We start from the raw sequence: 22,568 nt of genomic DNA on the forward strand, positions 1-22,568 counted from the left end.
CAGAAAATCACAAACAAATCAGAGGGTCATACCCGGCGGCAACTGGCCTGGCAGCGTAAGGGCATTACTTTCCAGCGACGCCACCGGCCATGCACAGTAATCGGCGGCATACCAGGCGCTGGGGCGGTGATTGCCCGAGGCGCCAACACCACCAAATGGCGCGGCACTGGAGGCCCCGGTCAGCGGCTTGTTCCAGTTGACGATGCCGGCACGGCTTTCCAGCCAGAAGGTGCGATATTGCGCCTCGTCGTCGCTGAGCAAACCGGCAGCCAGGCCATAACGGGTGCGGTTAGCCAGCGTGATGGCTTCAGCAAAATCGCTGTAGCGCTGCACTTGCAGCAACGGGCCAAAGTATTCGTCATCGGGCAGATGCGCCACATGGGTCACATCAAGAATGCCGGGCGACAGCAGCGCCGTGCCTTCGACCAGGCGACGCATGGTCAGGACACTGGAAGCGCCCATGGCATGCAGTTCGGTTTGCGCCTTCAGCAATTGCTCGGCCGCCTGCAGCGAAATCACCGCGCCCATAAACGGCTGCGGCTCGGCATCCCAGCTGCCCACCGTCAGATTGCGCGTTACTTCGCTCAAGCGATCAATAAACGCATCGCCCCACGCTCCTTGCGGCACCAGCAGTCGGCGCGCACAGGTACAGCGCTGGCCCGCCGACACAAAAGCCGATTGCACCACGTGATGTAGCGCGGCGTTGACGTCGGCCACCTCGGCCACAATCAGCGGATTGTTGCCGCCCATTTCCAGCGCCAGCATCTTGTCGGGCTGGCCGGCAAACTGGCGATGCAGGTGGTAGCCGGTGGTGGCGCTGCCGGTAAACAACAGGCCATCGATGCCCGCATGTTTTGACAAGGCAATTCCGGTGTCGCGGCCGCCTTGCAACAGATTGAGCACGCCTGCGGGCAAACCTGCGGCCAGCCACAGTTCGGCGGTCTTTTGCGCCACCAGTGGCGCCAGCTCGGACGGCTTGAACACCACGCAATTGCCTGCGATCAGCGCGGGCACGATATGGCCGTTGGGCAAATGGCCCGGAAAGTTATACGGCCCGAACACCGCCAGCACACCATGCGGCCGATGGCGCAACACGGCCTGCGCATCGCCCTGCGGGGCTTGCTTGCTACCGGTACGTTCATCCAGCGCGCGGATCGAGATATCCACTTTGTTGATCATGCTGGTGACTTCGGTCAGGGCTTCCCAGCGCGGCTTGCCGGTTTCCTGGCCTATGGTCTCGGCCAGCATGGCCTGATTGGTTTTGAGCAGTTCAGCAAAATTACGCGCCACCGCCAGCCGCGCTTCCGGCTCTTGCCGCGCCCAGCTTTTGAAGGCCGCGCGCGCATTGGCCACGGCGGCATCCACTTCGGCGGCGTTGGCGGCATGGCCGTCCCAGACGGTTTCTTGTGTGACCGGATTACGCGATTGCCAGCGTTCGCCGCTACCGGCGCGCCACTCCCCATTAATCATCAGCATGGATCCAGGCTCCGAAGGGTTGGGTGCTCATTGAATAGCAAAGCCGCCGCGCCACCTTGTGAGTACGCGGCGAATCAAATATGTGGCAAACAGATTACCGCGTGCCTGATCAAGCCGAAAGCGGCACCGCACGCACTACGTCGCCGTCTTCTACTTCCAGCCGCGCCAGCACCGCAGCGGTCAGCGGCAGGCTGTCTTCCAGCGGGCGGGTTTGCGCCAGCGCGCATTTAAAGCTGCCCAGCTTGCGATTGCTGACCAACCAGGGCACGCCGCCTTTGGGTTCGGCGTTAACGGCCAGCGCCTGGTACAGGCGGCTGTCGCGGATGGCACGGATGTCTTTGAGCGGCGATTCCAGACTGGGGCCGGCGTCAAAGATGTCGACATAGCCGGAATATCTAAAGCCCTCGCCTTCCAGCAATTTGCGCGCCGGACGGGTGCCGGGGTGGACTTCGCCGATGGCGGCCTGGGCTTCTTCCGATAACAGACAGGTATAAATCGGATAGCTGGGCATTAATTCAGCAATAAAAGATTTATCGCCGACATAAGACAGAAAATCCGCGCGGGCAAAATCCATTTTGAAGAAATGTCGGCCCAGGCTTTCCCAGAATGGCGAGCGGCCATTTTCATCGGATACCCCGCGCATTTCAGCAATCACGCGCTCGGAGAATCGCTCGGGAAATTCCGCCATAAACAAAAAGCGGCAGCGCGATAACAAACTGCCATTACCGTCTTTGCGCCAATCCGGCAGCAAAAACAAAGAGCACAATTCCGACGCGCCGGTCAGGTCCGAATTTAAAAACAGCGTGGTCAGCTGTTTATAAATTTCCAGTTCCCGCGAGGCATGCACGGCCAGGCCGACGCGATAGTTGTACCAGGTGTCATGCATGCCGATGGCGGCTTCGATGCCCGAGGTGCCCACCAGCGCGCCGGTGGTTTCGTCTTCGAGCACAAAAAAGTAGCTGGCATCGGCCTGATCCGGACTGCCTTCTACCGATTGCGTGCTGGCGGCGATGCGCGCAGCCAGCCGTTGCGGGTCAGCCGACAGCGTGGTGACGCCCACGCCCGCTGCTTGCGCCAGCGCCATCAAACCATCCAGATCAGAGTCTTGCAAAAAGCGTATACGCATGAATTTTCCTTTGCCCGCAGGGTAATGCACGGTTACAGCAAGCAACCATTCGGTAAACCACTAACCGATTGCAATAAAACGCCCGAATCTTTGGTAGATCTTACAAATAAGGTAACAAATTGCGCAGTTCAATCAGCGATTTGTTTTAACTCCGGGGCGATGCTTGCGTTCGTAAGCGGCCTCATCTAGAAAGAAAATGACTTATGACAAGAGGATAAGTCGTGAAAACCAGCTCCCCGGTTTATTGGTTACTGTTTATCGCTTTTGCCGTAGTGAATACGATTGCACTGGCCTGGCTGGCCACCCTGTGGTGGTACGGCCTGATCGCCGGCATCGTGCTTGGCATTGCCGTGCTGCTCCTGGCGCGCAGCGTACCGCAAACGACCGCCGTCGCCGCCACGCCAAGCTGGACACCCAGCGCCGAGCCGCTGCACACCGGCGGCGGCTGGCCGCAGTTTCTCAGCGCGGTATTACCGTTATGGGGCAAGCACGTGCAATTGGCGCAAACGCAAATGGGCGATGCCGCCAACAATCTGGTGCTGCGTTTCTCCAATATCAATCAGCAATTGTCCGACACGCTAGCGCGCTCGGGCACGGCCGGTGCGCAGAATATCCACCAGACCATTCAGGAATCCGAACGCGATTTATCCGGGATTATTGATTCGCTGAATCATGCGATTGCCGCGCGCGAATCTTTATTGGCCGAAGTGAACGGCCTGGCCAGTTATACCGACGAATTGCAACGCATGGCCACCGACGTTGCCACCATCGCGCAACAAACCAATCTGTTGGCGCTGAATGCCGCCATTGAAGCGGCGCGGGCGGGCGAATCGGGTCGCGGTTTTGCCGTGGTGGCCGATGAAGTGCGCAAGCTGTCGACGCTGTCGGGAGAAACCGGCAAGCGCATCAGCGAAAAAGTGCAACTGGTTAATGCCGCCATGCAGAACACCCAAAACATGACGCAACGCTTTTCCAGCGAAGAAAGCAAGATGATCGGCGGGGCCGAAGGCATCATCCGCCAGGTGATAGCGCGTTTTGAAGAAACCACGCAAACGCTGAATGAAAACCTGCAACGGCTGGAACAGGACGGCCACGAAGTTGAACGCGAGATTTCCGATGTGCTGGTCAATCTGCAGTTCCAGGATCGGGTGCATCAGATTCTTGATCATGTCGGTAACGACATCAGCAAATTGCAGCGCAACGGCCATGACGCCACCGCACCCGACACCGCGCGCTGGCTGGATGAACTGCAACGCACCTACACCACGCTCGAACAAAAAGCCGCCCACGGTGGCGACGGTCAGAGCGCTGCGGCTGCCAGCCCGGCTTCTTCAGTTACTTTTTTCTGACTCGGCAACAAGACCAGGCAGGCCCGACCCGCCCAAAGGAGCCCGCATGAGCAAAACGATTTTGATCGTGGACGATTCCGCCAGCCTGCGGCAGGTGGTGGGCATTGCCCTCAAGCAAGCCGGTTACACCGTCGTCGAAGCGGTGGACGGCAAAGACGCGCTGAGCAAACTGGATGGGCGCAAGCTCAATCTGATTATCTCGGACGTCAATATGCCGAATATGGATGGCATCAGTTTCGTCAAGGCGGCCAAGCAATTGCCCGCCTACAAGTTCACGCCGGTGATCATGCTGACCACCGAAGCCGAAGAGAGCAAAAAAATGGAAGGCAAAGCCGCTGGCGTGCGCGCCTGGGTGGTCAAGCCGTTTCAGCCGCCCATTTTGCTGGATGCGGTCGCCAAGCTGATCCTGCCCTAACGTCACCCCCCGGGGGCCGCCATGCCTTTACGCAGCGAACATCTCGACGCCAGCGGCACGCTACATATTGAAGGTGAATTCAATATCTATCAGGCCGACCAGCTCAAGCCACAATTGCTGGCTGAATTAAGCGCGCTCGAAGCCATTACGGTCGACCTGGCGCAAGTGGAAGAAATCGATACCGCTGGTGTGCAGTTGTTGTTGATGCTCAAGCAGGAAGCCGCTCGCCAGCAAAAGCCGATCAGCTTTGTCAATCACAGCAAGCCGGTGCTGGAAGTGTTTGAGCTATGCAATCTGGGGGGCCATTTTGGCGACCCCATGATCTTTACGCGCCCTTGAGCGGAGGTCGGCCATGGATTTGCAAGAAGCGCGTGGCACGTTGATTGAAGAAGCACGCGAATTGCTCGACGCAATGGAAAACGCCTTGCTGCAGGTGGAGGCCGGTGGCGACATCAATGATGCCGTCAATGCCGCGTTCCGCGCGGCCCACACCATCAAGGGTTCGGCCGGATTGTTTGGTCTGGACAGCATCGTGGCGTTTACCCACACTAGCGAGAGCGTGCTCGACCGCGTGCGCGCCGGTGAACTGTTGATCGACGACAGGCTGGTTACGTTGTTGCTGGATTGCCGCGACTATATCGGCCAGCTGATCGACGCCGTGGAAAACGGCAGCGAAGACACCGACCCCGATCCGACCGAACGCGCCAGCCTGCTCGACCAGCTCAACGACTATCTGGGGCATCCGCACGCCAGCATGGGCGTGGCGGCCAGCGTTCAGGCTGACCCGCTGGAGCGCGATGGCGATGCGCTTAATGTCGGCAACCACTATTGGCATCTGTCCTTGCGCTTTGGTAGCGATGTATTGCGCAACGGCATGGACCCGCTGTCGTTCTTGCGCTACCTCGGGCGCATGGGCGAGATCGTTTATATCTACACCCTCACCGACAGCCTGCCCGCCGCCAGCGAGATGGATGCGGAGCTGTGCTATCTGGGCTTCGAGATTGAATTTGCCAGTGACGCCGACAAAGCCACCATCGAAGGCGTGTTCGATTTTGTGCGCGACGAAAGCACCATCCGCATCCTGCCGCCGCGCTCACGCGTGCAGGATTACATCGAGCTGATCCGCAATCTGCCCGAATCGCCGCGCCGCCTGGGCGAGATCCTGCTGGCCTGCGGGTCGATTACCCAGGCTGAGCTGACCGAGATCCTGGCACTGCAGGCCAATGAGGGGGCCGGGCAGCCGTTAGGAACCCTGCTGGTGGAACAGCACGTGGTGCATGCGCCGGTCGTGGCCGCCGCGCTGGCCACGCAAAAGCAGGCGCAAGAAAAAAAAGGCGCCGAGCAGAAATTTATCAAGGTCGAAGCGGGCAAGCTGGACCAGCTGATTACCCTGGTGGGCGAGCTGGTGATTGCGGGCGCCGCCACGCGTTTGCTGGCCAGCCGCAGCGCCGATCTGGCCATGCTGGAAACCACGGCGCATCTGGGCACACTGGTCGAGAGCATCCGCGACAGCGCGCTGGATTTGCGCATGGTGCAGATCAAGGAAATCTTTGATCGCTTTCCGCGCGTGGTGCGCGATGTCTCCAAAGAACTGGGCAAAAAGATAGAACTGCATGTGCACGGCGGCGATGCCGAGCTGGATAAAAGCATGGTCGACAAGCTGACCGATCCGCTGATGCACGTGGTGCGCAACGCCATCGACCACGGCATCGAAATGCCGGACGAGCGCGAGCAGACCGACAAACCGGCACACGGCAGCATCTGGCTGAACGCCTATCACGAGTCCGGCAGCATCGTGGTGGAAGTGCGCGATGACGGCCGTGGCCTGAACCGCGAGCGCATCCGCGCCAAAGCGGTGGAACGCGGGTTGATCCATGCCGATGCGCAATTGAGCGATGAAGAAATCTGGCAGCTGATTTTTGAGCCCGGTTTTTCCACCGCCGAAAAAGTAACCAATCTGTCTGGCCGCGGCGTAGGCATGGATGTGGTCAAGCGCAATATCCAGGAATTACGCGGCGAGGTGGAACTGACCTCGCGCCCCGGCAACGGCACCACCCTGCGCATCCGCCTGCCGCTGACCCTGGCGATTATTGATGGCTTCCAGGTCATGGTGGGCGAATCGGTGTTTGTAATCCCGCTGGAACTGGTGGTCGAATGCGCCGATCTGGGCAGCCACGACATCCTGCACGACATCGTCAATTTGCGCGGCCAGCCGCTGAGTTTTATCCGCCTGCGCCAGCTGTTTGAAATGCCAGCCCCACCGGAAGGCACGCGCGAGAGCCTGGTGGTGGTGCAGTACGGCCAGGCCCGCGCCGGGCTGGTGGTCGACAAACTACTGGGCGAGGTGCAGGCCGTGATCAAGCCACTGGGGCAACTGTTCCGCCACGCCCGCGTCATTGCCGGCTCCACCATACTGGGTGACGGCCGCGTTGCACTGATTCTTGACGTTGCACAACTGATCCACCACACCACTCACGACCGCACAACGACTCTGCCCAACCCCGGCCGCTAACCCGGCCTGCCCAGGAGAAAAACCATGCAATGGTTTTTGCAACTCAAACTGGCCAGCAAGCTGGTCATTACATTTTTGATTGTGGCGCTGATTGCCGTGCTGATCGGCGTGGTCGGGGTTAATCGCTCCATGATGCTGGGCGCGATGCTGGACTCAACCTACAACGACAACCTGGTGCCGGTGGCGATGTTTGGTGAGAGCAAATTTCAGCTGGATGAACACTATCGGCGACTGTATGTAGCCATGCTGGAGCCAGACACCACCGAACGCGGCAATCAACTGCAACGCATGCTTGATACCGAACGCAAAGTCACCGTCGCGGTCGAGGCCGACAAGCAAACCGTGACCACCGCGCATGAGCGCGATCTGCTGGGTCAGTTTGATGCGGCCTGGCCGGTCTATCTGAACTCGGCGCACAAAGTGGCCCAGTTGTTGCGCGACAACAAAAAGGACGAGGCCTACACCACCATCCGCAGCGAAACCCGTCCGCAATATGACAAGGTGGCGGGCGTCATCAACGCGCTGAACGAAGAAAACCAGAAGAATGGCAAGGACGCACACGAGCGTGGCCAGGAAGTGGTGCATCAAGTCACCGTCATGCTCAATACGATTATGGTGATCGGCTTTATCGTTGCGATCGGCCTGGGCTTGTTGGTCACCCGCATCATTACCCGCCAGGTGGGCGGCGAGCCGGATGCCGCAGTCGAAGCCTTGCGCCGGCTGGCCGATGGTGATCTGGCCATCCGTATCAGCCTGCGCCCCGGCGATGAAAACAGCATGTTGTACAGCCTGCAGCAAACCATCAGCCGCCTTGCCAATATCATGACCGATCTGCACCAGTCGGCCGACTCGCTGGCTTCGCTTAGCGAAGAAGTGGCCGCGTCGGCGCAGTCGCTGTCGCAAACCGCGTCCGAGCAAGCGGCCAGCATCGAAGAGACCAGCGCTTCGCTGGAAGAGCTGACCTCCACCGTCTCGCAAAACAGCGAAAACGCCCGCGTGACCGAAGGCATTGCGCGGCAGTCGTCCAGCCACGCCACCGAAGGCGGCAAGGCCGTGCGCGATACCGTGTCCGCCATGCGCGAAATTGCCAAGAAAATCAGCATCGTCGATGACATCGCTTACCAGACCAATCTGCTGGCTTTGAACGCCGCCATCGAAGCGGCGCGCGCCGGTGAGCACGGCAAAGGCTTTGCCGTGGTCGCCGCCGAAGTACGCAAGCTGGCCGAACGCAGCCAGGTGGCGGCCCAGGAGATCTCAGAGCTGGCGGGCAACAGTGTTGACAAGGCCGAACAGGCCGGCAATTTGCTGGAACAAATGCTGCCGTCAATCCAGCGCACCGCCGATCTGGTTCAGGAAATTGCCGCAGCCTCGTCCGAGCAATCGCAAGGCATCGAGCAAATCAATATGGCGGTTAGCCAGTTGACCAATGTGACGCAAGTGAACGCCAGCTCGGCCGAAGAACTGACCTCGACCTCAGAAGAACTGAGTTCGCATGCGGCCAAGGCGCAGGACATCGTCAGCTTCTTCCGGCTGGAGGGCCAGAGCGGGCGCGGCAGCGTAAGCGGAGCTGGCGCGGCGCACAGCAGCCCGCGCGTCAGCGGGGTGGCCAAACGCAGCTTTCATGGCAGCGGCGCCGCACCACGCTCGCCGGTACGCCAGGCCAGCCAGCGCCACGATACGGCCGGTGATCCGGACGAAAACGAATTCACCCGCTTCTGAGGCCGACCATGCCCGCCGCCACCCTCCCCGCCACCACCGCTGGCAGCGCCCTGCCCGGCGAGGACCAGCAATACCTGACGTTTACGCTGGGCGCCGAAGTGTTTGCCGTTGTCATCCATCACATCAAGGAAATCATCGAATACAGCGCCGTCACGCAAGTGCCATTGATGCCGCCGTTTGTGCATGGCGTGATCAATCTGCGCGGCTCGGTCTTGCCCGTGATTGATCTGTCGATCCGCTTTGGCCGCGCGCCCACGCCCGTCGGCCGCCGTACCTGCGTGGTGGTGCTTAACCTGGACTTTGCCGGTGAAGCGCATTCGGTGGGCATGCTGGTCGATGCCGTTAATGCTGTTATCGAAATTCCGGCCAGCCAGATTGAGCCCGCGCCCAGCTTTGGCACGCCCTTGCGCGCCGAATTTATTGCCGGCATGGGCAAGATCAACAACCAGTTTGTCATCTTGCTGGATGTGGCCCACGTGCTGTCGCTGGAAGAAATGAGCTCGCTGGTGCATGGCGCGCCGGGCGCCGAGGATTAAGACACCCCATCTTCCATGCTGACTACGCCGATCACCCGCAAGGAATTCGAGCTGTTCCAGCGCTTTTTGCACCAGCACATCGGCCTGTCGCTGCCTGAGAGCAAACAGATGATGCTGGCGCAGCGGCTGGGAAAACGGCTGCGCATCAATCAGTGCGCCAGCTATGGCGCGTATTTTGAATTAATCCGCCAGGACCGCAACGCGCAGGAACTGCAAATCCTGATCGATCTGATCACCACCCACGAAACCTATTTTTTTCGCGAGCCCAAGCATTTTGACGCGCTCTACGCCATGGTGCCGCCCACGCTGAGCGGGCCGGACAAAGTGCGCGTGTGGAGCGCCGCGTCTTCGAGCGGCGAAGAAGCATATTCGGCCGCCATGGTGCTGGCGGGGGTGCTACCACCCAGCCAGCAATGGGAGATTCTGGGCACCGATATCAGCACCCAGGTACTGGAAACCGCGCGCCGTGGCTTGTATAGCCTGGACCAGGCGGAACGTATTCCACCGGCATATCTCAAAAAGTGGTGCCTCAAAGGCAAAGGCCGTTACGACGGCACCTTGCTGATCGATAAAACCCTGCGCCGCCATGTGAGTTTCCGGCCCTTTAATCTGACCGGCGCCCTGCATGAACTGGGCCTGTTTGATGTGATCTTCTTGCGGAATGTGACTATCTATTTTGATCCACCGACCAAGCGCCGCGTGGTGGAGCAAGTGACGGCGCAATTGCGGCCCGGCGGCTGGCTGATGATGGGCCACGCCGAGCCTTTGCTGGATCGATATAGCGGACTGGAGCAAATCACCACGGCAATCTACCGGAAAACGCATGCATAGCATTTTTGTGATGCCGGGCGAGATCTGGTTTGGCCCGGCACCAGGACGTATCCACACCTTGCTGGGCTCGTGCCTGGCGATGACGGTGTGGCATCCGGGCCAGCGTACCGGCGGCTTGTGCCACTTTTTGCTACCGACCAGCGGGCGCACCCGCCAGCCGGGGCAGATTCTTAACCCGCGCTATGGTGACGACGCCATGGATGCGCTGGCCTTATATATGGATGCCGCCGGGCTGTCCGCGCGCGAGTTTGAATACAAGTTATTTGGCGGCGGCAGTTTTATGGCGCTGCGCCGCGGCAACAATATGCCCATCGGCATGAAGAACATCGCAGGTGCCCGTGCCTGGCTGCAAAGCCACGGCCTGAACGCCACGGTGGAAGACGTCGGCGGCGAAGAATCACGCCGTATCGTGCTGGACTTGAACACTGGCGCGGTATGGGTGCATTACGCGGGCATCGCGCCGCCCGCGCCGACTATGATGAATGATTAGCGCGCCTCGGCACGCATCTGAAAGGATGAAACCATGGCGATTAAAGTCATGATCGTGGATGACTCAGCGGTGGTGCGGCAGGTCATGCAAGAGACCCTCTCCAAGGCTGCCGATATCCAGATTATCGGTACCGCCCCCGATCCGATTTTTGCGCGGCAGAAAATGGAGCGCGACTGGCCCGACGTGATCGTGCTCGATATCGAAATGCCGCGGATGGACGGCCTGACCTTTTTGCGCCAGTTGATGGCGGAGCGGCCGACGCCAGTGGTGATTTGCTCATCGCTCACCGAAAAAGGCGCCGAGACCACCATGCAGGCGCTGGCCAGCGGCGCGCTGGGCATCATCACCAAGCCCTCGATTGGCGTGCGCGACTTTATCCAGGATTCGGCTTCTGACCTGATCCAGGCCGTGCGCGCTGCGGCGGCCGCCCGCCTTGGCCGCATCCGTGCCGCGCCAACCGCCAACCAGGTTCCGACCTCAGCCGCCAATCTGGCCGCCAAGCGTGCCTCGAGCGAAGCGGCTTTGCACGGCGAGCGCATGAACGCGCCCAAGCTGACCGCCGATGCCATCCTCGACGCACCCGGCAGCGGCGCGATGATCCAGACCACCGAGCGCATCGTCGCCATAGGCACCTCCACCGGCGGCACCCAGGCGCTAGAGGAAATCCTGACCGCCATGGGCTCGCATAGCCCGGCCATTGCCATCGTGCAGCATATGCCGGAGAAATTTACCTCGAGCTTTGCCGCACGCCTGAATGGCTTGTCCAAGCTCGAAGTCAAAGAAGCGCAGAACAATGACCGCATGCGCCCCGGCCGCGCGCTGATCGCGCCCGGCGGCAAGCATATGCTGGTTAAACGCAGCGGCGCGCAATATTACGTCGAGGTGATTGATGGCCCGCTGGTCAGCCGCCATCGGCCTTCGGTAGATGTGTTATTCCGCTCGGTGGCCAAGTCGGCCGGCCGCAATGCGGTTGGCTTCATCATGACCGGCATGGGCGACGATGGCGCGCATGGGCTTAAAGAAATGCACGACGCCGGCGCCCGCACTTTTGCCCAGGACGAGAACACCTGCGTGGTGTTTGGCATGCCCAAAGAGGCGATCAAACTCGGTGGCGTTGATGACATCGTGCCGCTGGACCGCATCGCTGGCCTGATCACGGGATATGCCACCAAATGACCGGCTCGGCGCCCGCCTCGTTTACCTTTGCGGTGATCGACGACAGCACGCTGCAACGACGCGCTGCGGTCGAATTGTGCCGCATGCTGGGCGGGCAACTGGTGGGCGAAGCCGATGACGGCAATGCGGGCCTGGCCATGCTGCAAGCGCTGGCGGTGCCGCCGCAAGTGCTGATTATCGATCTGGAAATGCCGAATATGGACGGCATTGCCATGATCCAGCAACTGGCCCATCTGGGCCTGCCCACGCATCTGGTCATCGCCAGCTCGCGCGAATCCAGCCTGTTATCCACCGTGGAAACCATGGTGCAAGCCGTGGGCATGCAACTGCTGGGGGCATTACGCAAACCGCTGACGGTGACCGCGCTGGAACACGCGCTCGGCAAATTCCAGCCGATTGCGCCGGTGCGGCGCCAGGCGCGGCCCGATATTACGGTCAGCGTGCAAGAGCTGACCGATGCTATCCAGAATGGCGAACTGACCAATTTCTACCAACCCAAAGTCACGTTGCATTCGGGCGTGATCAAAGGCGTGGAAACGCTGGTGCGCTGGCAGCATCCGGACAAGGGCATGATCATGCCGATGCAGTTTATTGCGCTGGCAGAAAAACATGGCCTGATTGACGCCATGACTTTGCGCGTGCTGGATATGGCGCTGGCCAGCTGTAAGCGCTGGCACGACGGCGGGCTAAAGATTTCGGTGGCGGTCAATCTGTCGGCGCGCTCGCTGGCCAACAGCCATCTGGCCGATGACATCGTGCAACGGGTGCAGGCCAGCGGCGTCGATCCGCACTTGCTGGTGATGGAAATTACCGAAAGCGCGGTAATGGATGACCTGGGCGCTTCGCTGGCCACGCTGGCGCGCTTGCGGCTTAAAGGCATCGGCTTGTCGATAGACGATTACGGCACCGGTTTCTCTTCGATGCAGCAACTGAGCCGGGTGCCATTTACCGAACTCAAAATCGATCGGTCGTTTGTGGATGGCATCGCCGAAAAGCCACAATTGCGCGTATTTCTGGAAAGCGCGGTAGCGATGGCGCGCAAATTGCAGATCACCTCGGTCGCCGAAGGCGTCGAAACGCTGGAAGACTGGCGCCTGCTGCAGGCGCTGGGTTGTGACCTGGCGCAAGGCTATTTTGTGGCGCGGCCCATGCCGGGCGGCGAGCTGGTGAGCTGGCTGAAGCAAAACAACGCCCGCCTTAAAGCGGCCTGCCAACAGCCGTGAGTGGCCGCGCGCCCGCCGCAGCGCAACCGCCTTTCGGGTGTCGCTTTGTATGGCGCCAGTTTGCCGCCGCATACGTATCGCCTTGAAATAACGCCATTTGCAGGCGTTTGCCGCCGCGCATGCGCTACAAAACCATACACCTGACTTGAACCCGGCTCGCGCAATGCGTTCAGAGTGTTAGCCGCCCGGGTTTGAGCCGAGATACCCGGGCGCGATCAACCTGATTGCATACCCGGAGTATCCGGCTCAACTCCGGCACACGGACTCTCAGCATGCTGCGCTCACTGGTTTTAGCTTTATCTGTATTAACTGGCCCCTTGTTGGCCAGCACCGCCCGCGCCACCACCGTTATTCCTGATCCGCATGCCTATGGTGCCGAACTGGAAGGCTTTGATTACCCTTATCCGGTGCAACGCTATCGCTTTAGCTCGCAAGGCCAGGCATTGCAAATGGCGTATATGGATGTCAGCCCCACTGCGCCCGCCAATGGCCGCACCATGGTGCTTTTGCACGGCAAGAACTTCTGCGGCGCCACGTGGGACAGCAGCATCAAGGCGCTGAGCGCGGCGGGCTATCGCGTACTGGTGCCGGACCAGATCGGCTTTTGCAAATCGAGCAAACCCGAGCATTACCAGTATTCATTCCAGCAATTAGCCAGCAACACGCACGCCTTATTGCAATCTTTGGGGATAGATAAAGTCAGCGTGATGGGCCATTCCACCGGCGGTATGCTGGGCGTGCGCTACGGCCTGATGTATCCGCAAGACGTGCAGCAACTGGTCCTGGTTAATCCAATTGGCCTGGAAGACTGGAAGGCCAAGGGGGTGCCGTCGATTACGGTAGATCAGTGGAATACGCGCGAATTAAAAGTCAGCGCCGAGAGTATTCGTGACTACGAACGCAATACCTATTACGCCGGGCAATGGCGCGAAGATTATGAACCGTGGGTGCAAATGCTGGCGGGTTTGAATCGCGGGCCGGGGCACCGGCTGGTCGCGTGGAATTCGGCCTTGCTATACGACATGATTTATACGCAGCCGGTGGTGTATGAATTGCCGCAACTCAAGATGCCGGTGTTATTGCTGATAGGCGATAAAGACAATACCGCCATCGGCAAAGATCTGGCACCACCGGAAATCCGCAGCAAACTGGGTAATTACCCGGTATTGGCGCATGAAGCCGCCAGGCAGATTCCGCATGCCCGATTGATCGAATTCCCCGACTTCGGCCATGCCCCGCAAATGCAGGACCCGGCGGCATTCCATAAAGCGCTTTTGGGCGCGCTGCAATAGGGTGGGTCAAGACCCACCAATCAAAGCCGCCGATAAAACCCGCAATTTATGCGTTCTTCTTGATGGCTTTGAAGGGTGGGTCATGACCCACCCTATGCCTTATTCCGTCAGTAGCGCGGCGGTTTGTGGGGGCGGTTCGATAACCGGGGCGACGCCCACCGGTTCTTCCAGCCGCACCTGTTCAATCTCTTCAAACCGGCGCGAAATCTTGTCGCTGGTAATCGAAACCTGCTGGGCATCCTCGTGCGCCTGGCGGATATGCGTGGCCAGCCGCTTCATGCGGTCATCAAAGCGGCCAAATTCGGTGCCCAGGCGGCCCAAGGCTTCTTTAATGATGTGTACCTGTTTGCGCGTTTCCACATCCTTGATCACCGCGCGGGCCGTATTCAGCACCGCCATCAGCGTGGTCGGCGACACAATCCACACGCGCGCTTTCATGGCGTATTGCACCAGATCGGCATGATAGGCGTGGATTTCGGCAAACACCGCTTCGGCCGGCACAAACATCACCGCGCCATCGGAAGTTTCGTTCGGGATGATGTATTTGCTGGAAATATCATCGATATGCTTTTTGATATCGGCCTTGAACAAGCGCTGCGTAGCGATCTTGTCGGCATTCGGCTCAAACATGCGGTGATAGTTTTCCAGCGGGAACTTGGCATCCACCGCCACCAGTCCGGTCGGCTCGGGCAAGCGCAACAGGCAGTCCACGCGCGTGCCGTTGGAGAGCGTGGCTTGCAGCTCGTACACCTGCGCCGGCAATACATTGCGCACCAGGCTTTCCAGCTGCACTTCGCCAAACGCGCCGCGCGAACGCTTGTCGCCCAGCAGTTCTTGCAGACTGACCACATTGGTGGTCAGTCCATCGATCTTTTTCTGCGCTTCGTCGATGGTGGCCAGGCGCGCCATTACATTGGCAAAGGTTTCGTTGGTCTTCTTGAAACCCTCTTCCAGCCGCTCGGTGACTTTGCCGGAAATCTCGCCCAGACGCGTATCGGCGGTGGCGGTTAGTTGCTGTACCGAGCTGGTCAGTTGCGTGCTGGAGGCGGCCAGCGCTTCGCGCATCTGGTCCATTTCGCGTTTGGATTGCTCGGCCAGCATGGTGGACAGCTTGACCAGGATTTCTTCGCGCAGCGCATCCTGGCGCTGCTGCAGATTGCCCGCGATCTCGCCCAGTTGCTTTACCACTTGCTCGCGCGTTTCGCTCAGCGATTCAGTCAATGACAACTTGAGCGAACCGGCCGCATCGGTCTGTGCCAGTTGCAGCGCGTTGGACGCCTCGGTTTGCGCCAGCTTGAGCGCGTTCGACGCTTCGGTTTGCGCCGCCTGCATTTTTTCGAGCGAACCACGCGTTGCGCCCAGTTCGGTGCCCACGCCGCCGCGCAGTCGATCAAACGATTCGCCCATGCTGTCGCGCAAACGATCGCCGGTGCGCGCCACGCTTTCGTTCAGCATATTGCCGTGATTGGCCAGGGCTTGATGCATGCTCTCGCTTTGCCGCGCCAGGCCACGATGAAATTCCGCCAGCGTTTCTTTTTGCTGTTCCTGGATTTCAGAGACCAGCGCCTCCAGCACTTGCTGCTGCGTGCGTGAGAGTTGCTGCAATTTGATCACCACCAACACGCCAGCCAGCAAAGCCACCAGCGTGGTTACCGCGAACAGAATATCGACCATTACCGTACAGTCCCGCCTGCAAAACCCGCGATTGTAGGCTGCTCGGCCCGGCGCAACCAGCATGCCAGCGCGATCAGCCCGCCGTTGAACCGCCGCGCCGCAGCACGGTCGGATGCACACGCGAGTGAGTTGAATCCAGAAACCCCGGACTGACGTTACCGCCATCTGACCAAAACCGAAAGCGCTGCGCGTCTTTTTTGCAAAGAGGAAACGCAGCATGTGCAACCGGCCAGGCGCATTCCACGCCCGGCACTGGCGGCAAAGCCCGCTATAATCCGCCCCATGCCTATGCTCACCGCCTTCCGCACCTTGTTGCTGGCTGTTTCTGCCAGCGTGTTGTTCTGTTTGTCGCCTGCCTTTGCGGCAGGGGGGCAAGTGGATATGTCGAGCGTGCAACGCAGCGCCGCCGACTGGCTGGAAACCCAGCTGAATCAAGGCCCGAATCCGGGCACCTACACGTTTGGCAAGGTGGATGCGCGCCTGCGGCTGGATGCTTGCGAGCGCATGGAAGTGCAGGTGGCACCCGGTTATCGCCTGGCGGGCAAAAGCATGCTGCGGGTGCGTTGCGTGCAAGGCGCCAGTTGGGCGGTAAACCTGCCGGTGGCGATCAGCATCCAGGCCACCTATTACGTGGCGGCCCGGCCCATGGCAGCCGGCCATGTGCTGGCCGAGGGCGATCTGAACCAGGCCAGCGGTGATCTGGGCCAGTTGCCTGGCAGCGTGGTGCTGGACCCCAACGAAGCGCTGGGCCGCACCCTCGCCACCGCCGTGGCCGCAGGCGCGCCGGTGCGCAACGAAATGCTGCGCGCCGCGCTGGTCATCCTGCAGGGCCAGAAAGTGCGGGTGAGCTATCGCAGCGACAGCATCGAAATCAGCAATGACGGGGTGGCGCTGAACAATGCCAGTGCGGGCCAGACGGTGCGGGTGCGCATTGGCACTTCCACCATCGTGCAAGGGCTGGCACGTGATGGCGGCGTGGTCGAAGTCACCGAATAAGCCGCGCCGGTGCTCAGCCCGGGGTGCAGATGTAGGCGTGGCCGCACCGACTACCCGGTCTGCGCCTGACAAACCGGCCCCCGCCAGCTAGAATCGCGTGTTCCGCAACGCAACCTTGCTCAGACTGATGCGTATACTCCGTGGCACTCATGCCGCCGCCCTGCCCCCCACTGCACTGACCATCGGCAATTTTGATGGCCTGCATCTCGGCCACCGCGCCATGCTGGCAGAGTTGCGGCTGGCGGCCGCGCAACGCGGTCTGGCTACGGCGCTGCTGACGTTTGAACCGCATCCGCGCGAGCTGTTTGCCCCGCAAACGGCGCCGACGCGGCTGACCAGTTTGCGCGAGAAGCTGGAGTTTCTGGCCGCTGAAGGCATCGATTACGTCATCCTGCAGCGCTTTAATGCCGCCTTTGCCGGCATTCAGGCGCTGGATTTTCGCGACCAGATCCTGGCGCGTGATCTGAATGCCAGGTTTGTGCTGGTGGGCGATGATTTCCGCTTTGGCAGCAAGCGCGGTGGCGATTTCGCATTATTGAAAGCCAGTACCGACTTTGAAGTGCAATCGGTGCCCACCATTGCCTTGGGCGAAGAACGTGTGTCCTCGACCGCCGTGCGCCATGCGCTGGCGGCGGGCCATATGCATCTGGCAGCGCAATTGCTGGGGCGGCCGTATTCGATTTCCGGCCGGGTGGTGGGTGGCGACAAACTGGGCCGTGAGTTGGGTTTTCCCACCGCCAATATCCGCATCCGGCATAACCGCCCGCCGATGATGGGTATCTATGCGGTGCGCGTGCACGGGCTGGACCAGGTGTACGAAGGCGTAGCCAGCCTCGGCGTACGGCCCACCGTTAAAGGCGCGGGCGCAGCGCCGGTGCTGGAAGTGTATTTGTTTGATTTCAATCGCCAGATTTACGGCGAACATCTGCGCGTCGATTTTTTGCACAAGCTGCGCGACGAACAGAAATTTAACGGGCTGGAAGCGTTGGTGGCGCAAATCCACAAGGATTGCGACGACGCCCGGGCCTGGCTGCAAGCACATCCCTTGGGGCTACCGTTGTAGCCAGCGCTCCGCGCCCCGATATAGCACCGTTAACATTCGATTATTTAAAGCAATACGCGACCGAGAGAACGAAATCCATGAGCGACAAGCCGTCGAACAAGTACCCCGTCAACCTGCTCGACACGCCGTTCCCGATGCGTGGCGACCTGGCCAAGCGTGAACCGGGCTTTCTGAAATCGTGGCAAGACGAGCAGCTGTATAAAAAGCTGCGCGCCCGCGCCAAGGCAGAAAACCGTCCCAAGTTCATCCTGCACGATGGCCCGCCGTACGCGAACGCGCAGATTCACCTCGGTCACGCCGTTAACAAGATTCTGAAAGACATCATCGTCAAGAGTAAGTCGCTGGCGGGCTTTGACGCCCCCTATGTACCGGGCTGGGATTGCCACGGCTTGCCGATCGAGCATCAGATCGAAAAGCTGGCCAAGGGCGACAGCAAAGCCATCAAGAACAGCCCGCAAATCCACGCGCGCATTGTGCAATATCGCAAAGACAATGGCCTGGAGCCGAAAGACTTCAATCTGCCGCCCGCATTTATCCGCGAGCTGTGCCGTGAATACGCGGCCGCGCAGATCGAAATCCAGAAGGCCGACTTTATCCGGCTGGGCGTGCTGGGCGATTGGGATCACCCGTATCGCACCATGGACTTCAAAACCGAAGCCGACATCGTGCGCACGCTGGGCAAGATCCACGCCAACGGCTATCTGGTGGCGGGCCAGAAGCCGGTGCATTGGTGTGTGGACTGTGGCTCGGCGCTGGCAGAGGCTGAAGTCGAGTACGAAGACAAGACTTCGCCCGCCATCGACGTGGCTTTCCGCGCCGTAGACCGTGCTGCCGTCAGCAAGGCGTTTGGCGTTGCGGTGGATCGCGATGCCTTTGCCGTGATCTGGACCACCACGCCGTGGACGCTGCCCGCCAACCAGGCGGTATCGGTGCATCCGGACCTGACTTATCAATTGCTGGATACGCCCAAGGGTTTGCTGATTCTGGTGCGTGAACTGGCCGAAACCGCCCTCGCCCGTTATGGCGCGGCCGGCAGCCCGGTGATCGCCGAAACCACCGGCAAGGCGCTGGACCTGCTGCAACTGCAGCACCCGTTCTATGAACGCCAGGTGCCGATCATCCTGGGCGACCATGTCACCACCGACGCCGGTACCGGCCTGGTGCACACCGCGCCTGCGCATGGCCTGGAAGATTGGCAAGTAGGCCTGGTCTACAACCTGCCCAAAGACAATCCGGTGGGCGATGACGGCCGCTACAAGCAAAGCGTGCCGCTGTTTGCCGGGCTGACCGTGTGGCAAGGCAACCCTGAAATCATCAATCTGTTGACCGAGCGCGGCGTATTGCTGGCCAACGAAAAACTGCTGCACAGCTACCCGCATTGCTGGCGCCACAAGACCCCGATCATTTTCCGCGCCACCGCGCAATGGTTTATTGCCATGGAAAAGGCCGGTGTCGACGGCGATACGCTGCGTTCGCGCGCCAATGCGGCGGTGGAAGCCACCGAGTTCTTCCCGGCCTGGGGCCGTGCGCGACTGGAATCGATGATCGGCAATCGCCCGGACTGGTGTGTATCGCGCCAGCGTAACTGGGGCGTGCCGATGACTTTCTTTGTGCACAAGGAAACCGGTGAACTGCATCCGGATTCGCTGCGCCTGCTGGAAGAAGCAGCCAAGCGCATCGAAACCAAAGGTATCGAAGCCTGGTTTGAGCTCGATCCGGCTGAACTGCTGAGCGCCGAAGACCTGCCGCACTATCGCAAGCTGAAAGACACGCTGGACGTGTGGTTTGACTCGGGCTCCACCCACTACGCCGTGTTGCGTCAGCGCGAAGAACTGGCGTGGCCGGCCGATCTGTACCTGGAAGGCTCGGATCAACATCGTGGCTGGTTCCAGTCGTCGTTGCTGACCGGTTGCGCCACCGAAGGCCGCGCGCCGTACAAACAGCTGCTGACCCACGGTTTTACCGTGGACGAGAATGGCCGCAAGATGTCCAAGTCGCTGGGCAACGGCATCGAACCGCAGGAAATCTTCAACACCCTGGGCGCCGACATGCTGCGCCTGTGGATTGCCAGCGCCGATTACTCCGGCGAAATGTCGCTGTCGCAAGAGATTCTGAAGCGGACTTCGGATGCCTATCGTCGCATCCGCAATACCGTGCGCTTTTTGCTGGCCAATATCTCCGACTTCAAACAGGAACAGGCCGTTGCGACCGATGCAATGCTTGATCTGGACCGCCTGGCGCTGGCCGAATATGCCGCGTTCCAGAGCAAGGTGGGCGCGCTGTTTGAGCGCTACGAGTTCCATACGGCCATGCAGGAAATCCTGAAATATTGCTCGGAAGAACTCGGCTCGTTCTACCTCGACATCATCAAAGACCGTCTGTACACCATGCAGGCCGACAGTCACGGCCGCCGCTCGGCGCAGACCGCGCTGTGGCATATCACGCAAGGTCTGGTGCGTTTGCTGGCGCCGATCCTGTCGTTTACCGCGCACGAAGTGTGGCAAGCGCTGGGCAACGACGACAACGTGTTCTTGTCGACCTGGCACCACGTACCGGCCCCGGCCGATGCAGCGGCGCTGATCGAACGCTTTGCGCAAATCCGCGAAGTGCGCGCGCAAGTGCAGAAAGAAATCGAAGTGCAACGCGCCGACGGCAAGCTCGGTTCGTCGCTGCAAGCCGAAGTCGTGGTGACGGCGGAACCTGCCACCTATGCCGCACTGCAAAGCCTGGGCGACGATCTGCGCTTTGTGCTGATCGTATCGGCCGCCAGCGTGGTGGCCGGCGATGCCCTGGCCATTGCCGTCAAGGTCTCCGCGGCCGCCAAGTGCGAACGTTGCTGGCACTACACGCCAACGGTGGGCAGCCACGCTGATCATCCGGGCTTGTGCGCACGCTGCGTCGATAATCTGTTTGGCAAGGGCGAGGCGCGTCAGCATGCTTAAGTGGCTTGCCCTGGCCGTGGTGGTCATCATTCTGGACCAGGCGGCCAAGCTGTCGATTGCGTCGCACCTGACGTATGGCCAGTTGGTGCCCATCATTCCCGGCTGCTTCAGCCTGACGTTGGTCTACAACATGGGTGCGGCGTTTTCGTTTCTGGCCAATGCGGGCGGCTGGCAGCGGCATTTCTTTACCGTGCTGGCACTGGTGGTGGCCGTGGTCATCATCGGCCTGCTGCGCAAACACCACCAGCAACCGCGCTTTGCCGCGGCACTGGGGCTGATCCTGGGCGGCGCGCTGGGCAATGTGATCGATCGCGTGGCCTATGGTCATGTAATTGATTTCATTCTGGTTTACTGGAACAGTTCGTACTTTCCGGCGTTTAATGTGGCTGATTCAGCCATCTGTATCGGCGCAGGTCTGCTCATCCTCGATTCGATGCTGCGACCGCACCCTTCGCGAGAAAAAACTCAATGACCATGCAGATCATCCTTGCCAACCCGCGCGGCTTTTGCGCGGGGGTCGACCGCGCAATTGCGATCGTCGAGCGCGCGCTGGAAAAATTCGGCGCGCCGATCTACGTGCGGCACGAGGTGGTGCACAACAAATACGTGATTGAAGACCTGAAGCAGAAAGGCGCCATTTTCGTCGAAGAACTGGACGAAGTGCCCGCTGGCAATACGGTGATCTTCAGCGCGCACGGCGTATCGCAAGCGGTACGGCGCGAAGCCGAAGCGCGCGGCCTGAGCGTGTATGACGCCACCTGTCCGTTGGTAACCAAGGTGCATCTGGAAGTAAAACGCCTGCGCGAACAGGGCTACCAGATCGTGATGATCGGCCACAAAGGCCACCCGGAAGTGGAAGGCACCATGGGCCAGGCCGAAGGCGAAGGCATGTATCTGGTGGAGGACGAAGCCGACGTGCTGGCGCTGACGGTAACGCGGCCGGACCAACTGGCCTACGTAACGCAAACCACCTTGTCGGTGGACGATGCGCAATCGGTGATCAACGCACTGCGCGCGAAATTCCCCAACATCGTCGGCCCGAAAAAGGACGACATTTGCTACGCCACGCAAAACCGCCAGGACGCCGTCAAACAACTGGCGCGCGACGTGGACGTGTTGATCGTAGTGGGCTCGCCCAATAGCTCCAACTCCAACCGCTTGCGCGAAGTGGGCGCAACGCTGGGGATTGCGGCGTATATGGTGGATAACGCCAGCGAACTGAAGCAGGAATGGTTCGGCGGCAAAGTCCGCGTCGGCTTGACCGCAGGCGCGTCCGCACCGGAAATTCTGGTGCAACGCGTGGTAGAGCGAATCAAGGAATTCGGCGCGGAATCAGTCGCCCCGATGGAAGGGCTGGAAGAGAACGTGGTGTTTTCGCTGCCCAAGGGTTTGGCATAAGTAGACAAGCAAGACTGCCGCGGCTCATGCCCGTATGGCGCGTGACCCGGCTGTTTTGGGGCAACGCACATTTCGGTTATGCCGCGGCGTCTGTTCGAAAGCCAGCGCTTGCGTTCTGTTGGCGGCTTTGGATGGTGGGTCTTGACCCACCGTATGAGAGGTTGGCGGTTCTTGCGGGAGCGGTGACAAGTTAGACGGCGGTGGCCGTGCCAGATGGGCGCGTTAAGCAGTCGCTACCGATGTTCACCGTCACCCGTCGCTACCACGCCCACCCGATGTTGCGCAGCAACGAGGCAGCACGCCAGGCCAACAGCGGGCATTACCTGTCGAGGGAGGGGAAGGAGACCGGC

19 protein-coding genes are annotated in these 22,568 nt (G+C 60.3%); 16 read left to right on the top strand and 3 right to left on the bottom strand.

Going from position 1 to position 22,568, the window contains the following annotated elements; all coding sequences use genetic code 11:
- Positions 1 to 18: 18 nt before the first annotated feature.
- Together astD and astA are read right to left on the bottom strand one after the other, a co-directional pair.
- Positions 19 to 1,476: a succinylglutamate-semialdehyde dehydrogenase gene (gene astD, locus ACYQ1A_RS13205; RefSeq protein WP_499362655.1), complete on the bottom strand. Its 1,458-nt coding sequence runs from the start codon at positions 1,474 to 1,476 to the stop codon at positions 19 to 21.
- Positions 1,477 to 1,585: 109 nt separating this feature from the next.
- Positions 1,586 to 2,602, bottom strand: a complete 1,017-nt coding sequence (gene astA, locus ACYQ1A_RS13210; RefSeq protein ID WP_499362657.1) for an arginine N-succinyltransferase — start codon at positions 2,600 to 2,602, stop codon at positions 1,586 to 1,588.
- Positions 2,603 to 2,823: 221 nt separating this feature from the next.
- On the opposite strand from astA, the gene ACYQ1A_RS13215 reads away from it, so the two are divergent.
- The 11 genes from ACYQ1A_RS13215 (at position 2,824) to ACYQ1A_RS13265 (ending at position 14,145) form a co-directional block, all read left to right on the top strand.
- Positions 2,824 to 3,951, top strand: a complete 1,128-nt coding sequence (locus ACYQ1A_RS13215) for a methyl-accepting chemotaxis protein (RefSeq protein ID WP_499362659.1) — start codon at positions 2,824 to 2,826, stop codon at positions 3,949 to 3,951.
- 46 nt (positions 3,952 to 3,997) lie between these two features.
- Positions 3,998 to 4,366 carry a response regulator gene (locus ACYQ1A_RS13220; protein WP_499362661.1) on the top strand — a complete coding sequence of 123 codons (369 nt, stop codon included), beginning with the start codon at positions 3,998 to 4,000 and terminating at the stop codon, positions 4,364 to 4,366.
- Positions 4,367 to 4,387: 21 nt separating this feature from the next.
- Positions 4,388 to 4,705 (top strand): STAS domain-containing protein, encoded by a 318-nt coding sequence (locus ACYQ1A_RS13225; RefSeq protein WP_062224975.1) that lies wholly within the window; start codon positions 4,388 to 4,390, stop codon positions 4,703 to 4,705.
- Positions 4,706 to 4,718: 13 nt separating this feature from the next.
- Positions 4,719 to 6,878: a chemotaxis protein CheA gene (locus tag ACYQ1A_RS13230; RefSeq protein ID WP_499362663.1), complete on the top strand. Its 2,160-nt coding sequence runs from the start codon at positions 4,719 to 4,721 to the stop codon at positions 6,876 to 6,878.
- Between the two features lie 24 nt (positions 6,879 to 6,902).
- Positions 6,903 to 8,597 (top strand): methyl-accepting chemotaxis protein, encoded by a 1,695-nt coding sequence (locus ACYQ1A_RS13235; protein ID WP_499362665.1) that lies wholly within the window; start codon positions 6,903 to 6,905, stop codon positions 8,595 to 8,597.
- 8 nt (positions 8,598 to 8,605) lie between these two features.
- Positions 8,606 to 9,133 (top strand): chemotaxis protein CheW, encoded by a 528-nt coding sequence (locus ACYQ1A_RS13240; RefSeq protein WP_499362667.1) that lies wholly within the window; start codon positions 8,606 to 8,608, stop codon positions 9,131 to 9,133.
- 15 nt (positions 9,134 to 9,148) lie between these two features.
- Positions 9,149 to 9,964, top strand: a complete 816-nt coding sequence (locus ACYQ1A_RS13245) for a CheR family methyltransferase (protein WP_499362669.1) — start codon at positions 9,149 to 9,151, stop codon at positions 9,962 to 9,964.
- Complete coding sequence (locus ACYQ1A_RS13250; RefSeq protein ID WP_499362671.1) at positions 9,957 to 10,454, top strand: chemotaxis protein CheD; 498 nt, start codon at positions 9,957 to 9,959, stop codon at positions 10,452 to 10,454. The genes ACYQ1A_RS13245 and ACYQ1A_RS13250 overlap by 8 nt, the downstream gene beginning before the upstream one ends.
- A gap of 33 nt (positions 10,455 to 10,487) precedes the next feature.
- Positions 10,488 to 11,630, top strand: coding sequence for a protein-glutamate methylesterase/protein-glutamine glutaminase (locus ACYQ1A_RS13255; RefSeq protein WP_499362673.1), 1,143 nt, complete (start codon positions 10,488 to 10,490; stop codon positions 11,628 to 11,630).
- Entirely contained in the window at positions 11,627 to 12,853 is a 1,227-nt protein-coding gene (locus tag ACYQ1A_RS13260) for an EAL domain-containing response regulator (RefSeq protein WP_499362675.1), read from the top strand. Before ACYQ1A_RS13255 ends, ACYQ1A_RS13260 begins: the two co-directional genes overlap by 4 nt.
- Positions 12,854 to 13,125: 272 nt before the next feature.
- On the top strand, positions 13,126 to 14,145 hold the full coding sequence (locus ACYQ1A_RS13265; RefSeq protein ID WP_062224957.1) for an alpha/beta fold hydrolase: 1,020 nt from the start codon (positions 13,126 to 13,128) through the stop codon (positions 14,143 to 14,145).
- A 99-nt stretch (positions 14,146 to 14,244) separates the two neighbouring features.
- Here ACYQ1A_RS13265 and ACYQ1A_RS13270 read toward each other — a convergent pair whose 3' ends face one another.
- Positions 14,245 to 15,819, bottom strand: a complete 1,575-nt coding sequence (locus ACYQ1A_RS13270) for a DNA recombination protein RmuC (protein WP_499362678.1) — start codon at positions 15,817 to 15,819, stop codon at positions 14,245 to 14,247.
- A 282-nt stretch (positions 15,820 to 16,101) separates the two neighbouring features.
- On the opposite strand from ACYQ1A_RS13270, the gene flgA reads away from it, so the two are divergent.
- From flgA to ispH, 5 genes are all read left to right on the top strand, one after another.
- Positions 16,102 to 16,815, top strand: a complete 714-nt coding sequence (gene flgA, locus ACYQ1A_RS13275; protein WP_499362680.1) for a flagellar basal body P-ring formation chaperone FlgA — start codon at positions 16,102 to 16,104, stop codon at positions 16,813 to 16,815.
- A gap of 127 nt (positions 16,816 to 16,942) precedes the next feature.
- The gene (locus ACYQ1A_RS13280) at positions 16,943 to 17,878 is read left to right on the top strand and encodes a bifunctional riboflavin kinase/FAD synthetase (RefSeq protein ID WP_499362682.1); all 936 of its coding nucleotides are present in this window, start codon (positions 16,943 to 16,945) and stop codon (positions 17,876 to 17,878) included.
- Positions 17,879 to 17,955: 77 nt separating this feature from the next.
- Positions 17,956 to 20,820, top strand: coding sequence for an isoleucine--tRNA ligase (ileS, locus tag ACYQ1A_RS13285; RefSeq protein ID WP_499362684.1), 2,865 nt, complete (start codon positions 17,956 to 17,958; stop codon positions 20,818 to 20,820).
- Positions 20,813 to 21,292: a signal peptidase II gene (gene lspA, locus ACYQ1A_RS13290; RefSeq protein WP_499362686.1), complete on the top strand. Its 480-nt coding sequence runs from the start codon at positions 20,813 to 20,815 to the stop codon at positions 21,290 to 21,292. The genes ileS and lspA overlap by 8 nt, the downstream gene beginning before the upstream one ends.
- Positions 21,289 to 22,218 (top strand): 4-hydroxy-3-methylbut-2-enyl diphosphate reductase, encoded by a 930-nt coding sequence (gene ispH, locus ACYQ1A_RS13295; protein WP_499362688.1) that lies wholly within the window; start codon positions 21,289 to 21,291, stop codon positions 22,216 to 22,218. Before lspA ends, ispH begins: the two co-directional genes overlap by 4 nt.
- The last annotated feature ends 350 nt before the right edge of the window (positions 22,219 to 22,568 follow it).

Source organism: Silvimonas sp. JCM 19000 (genome assembly GCF_054652575.1).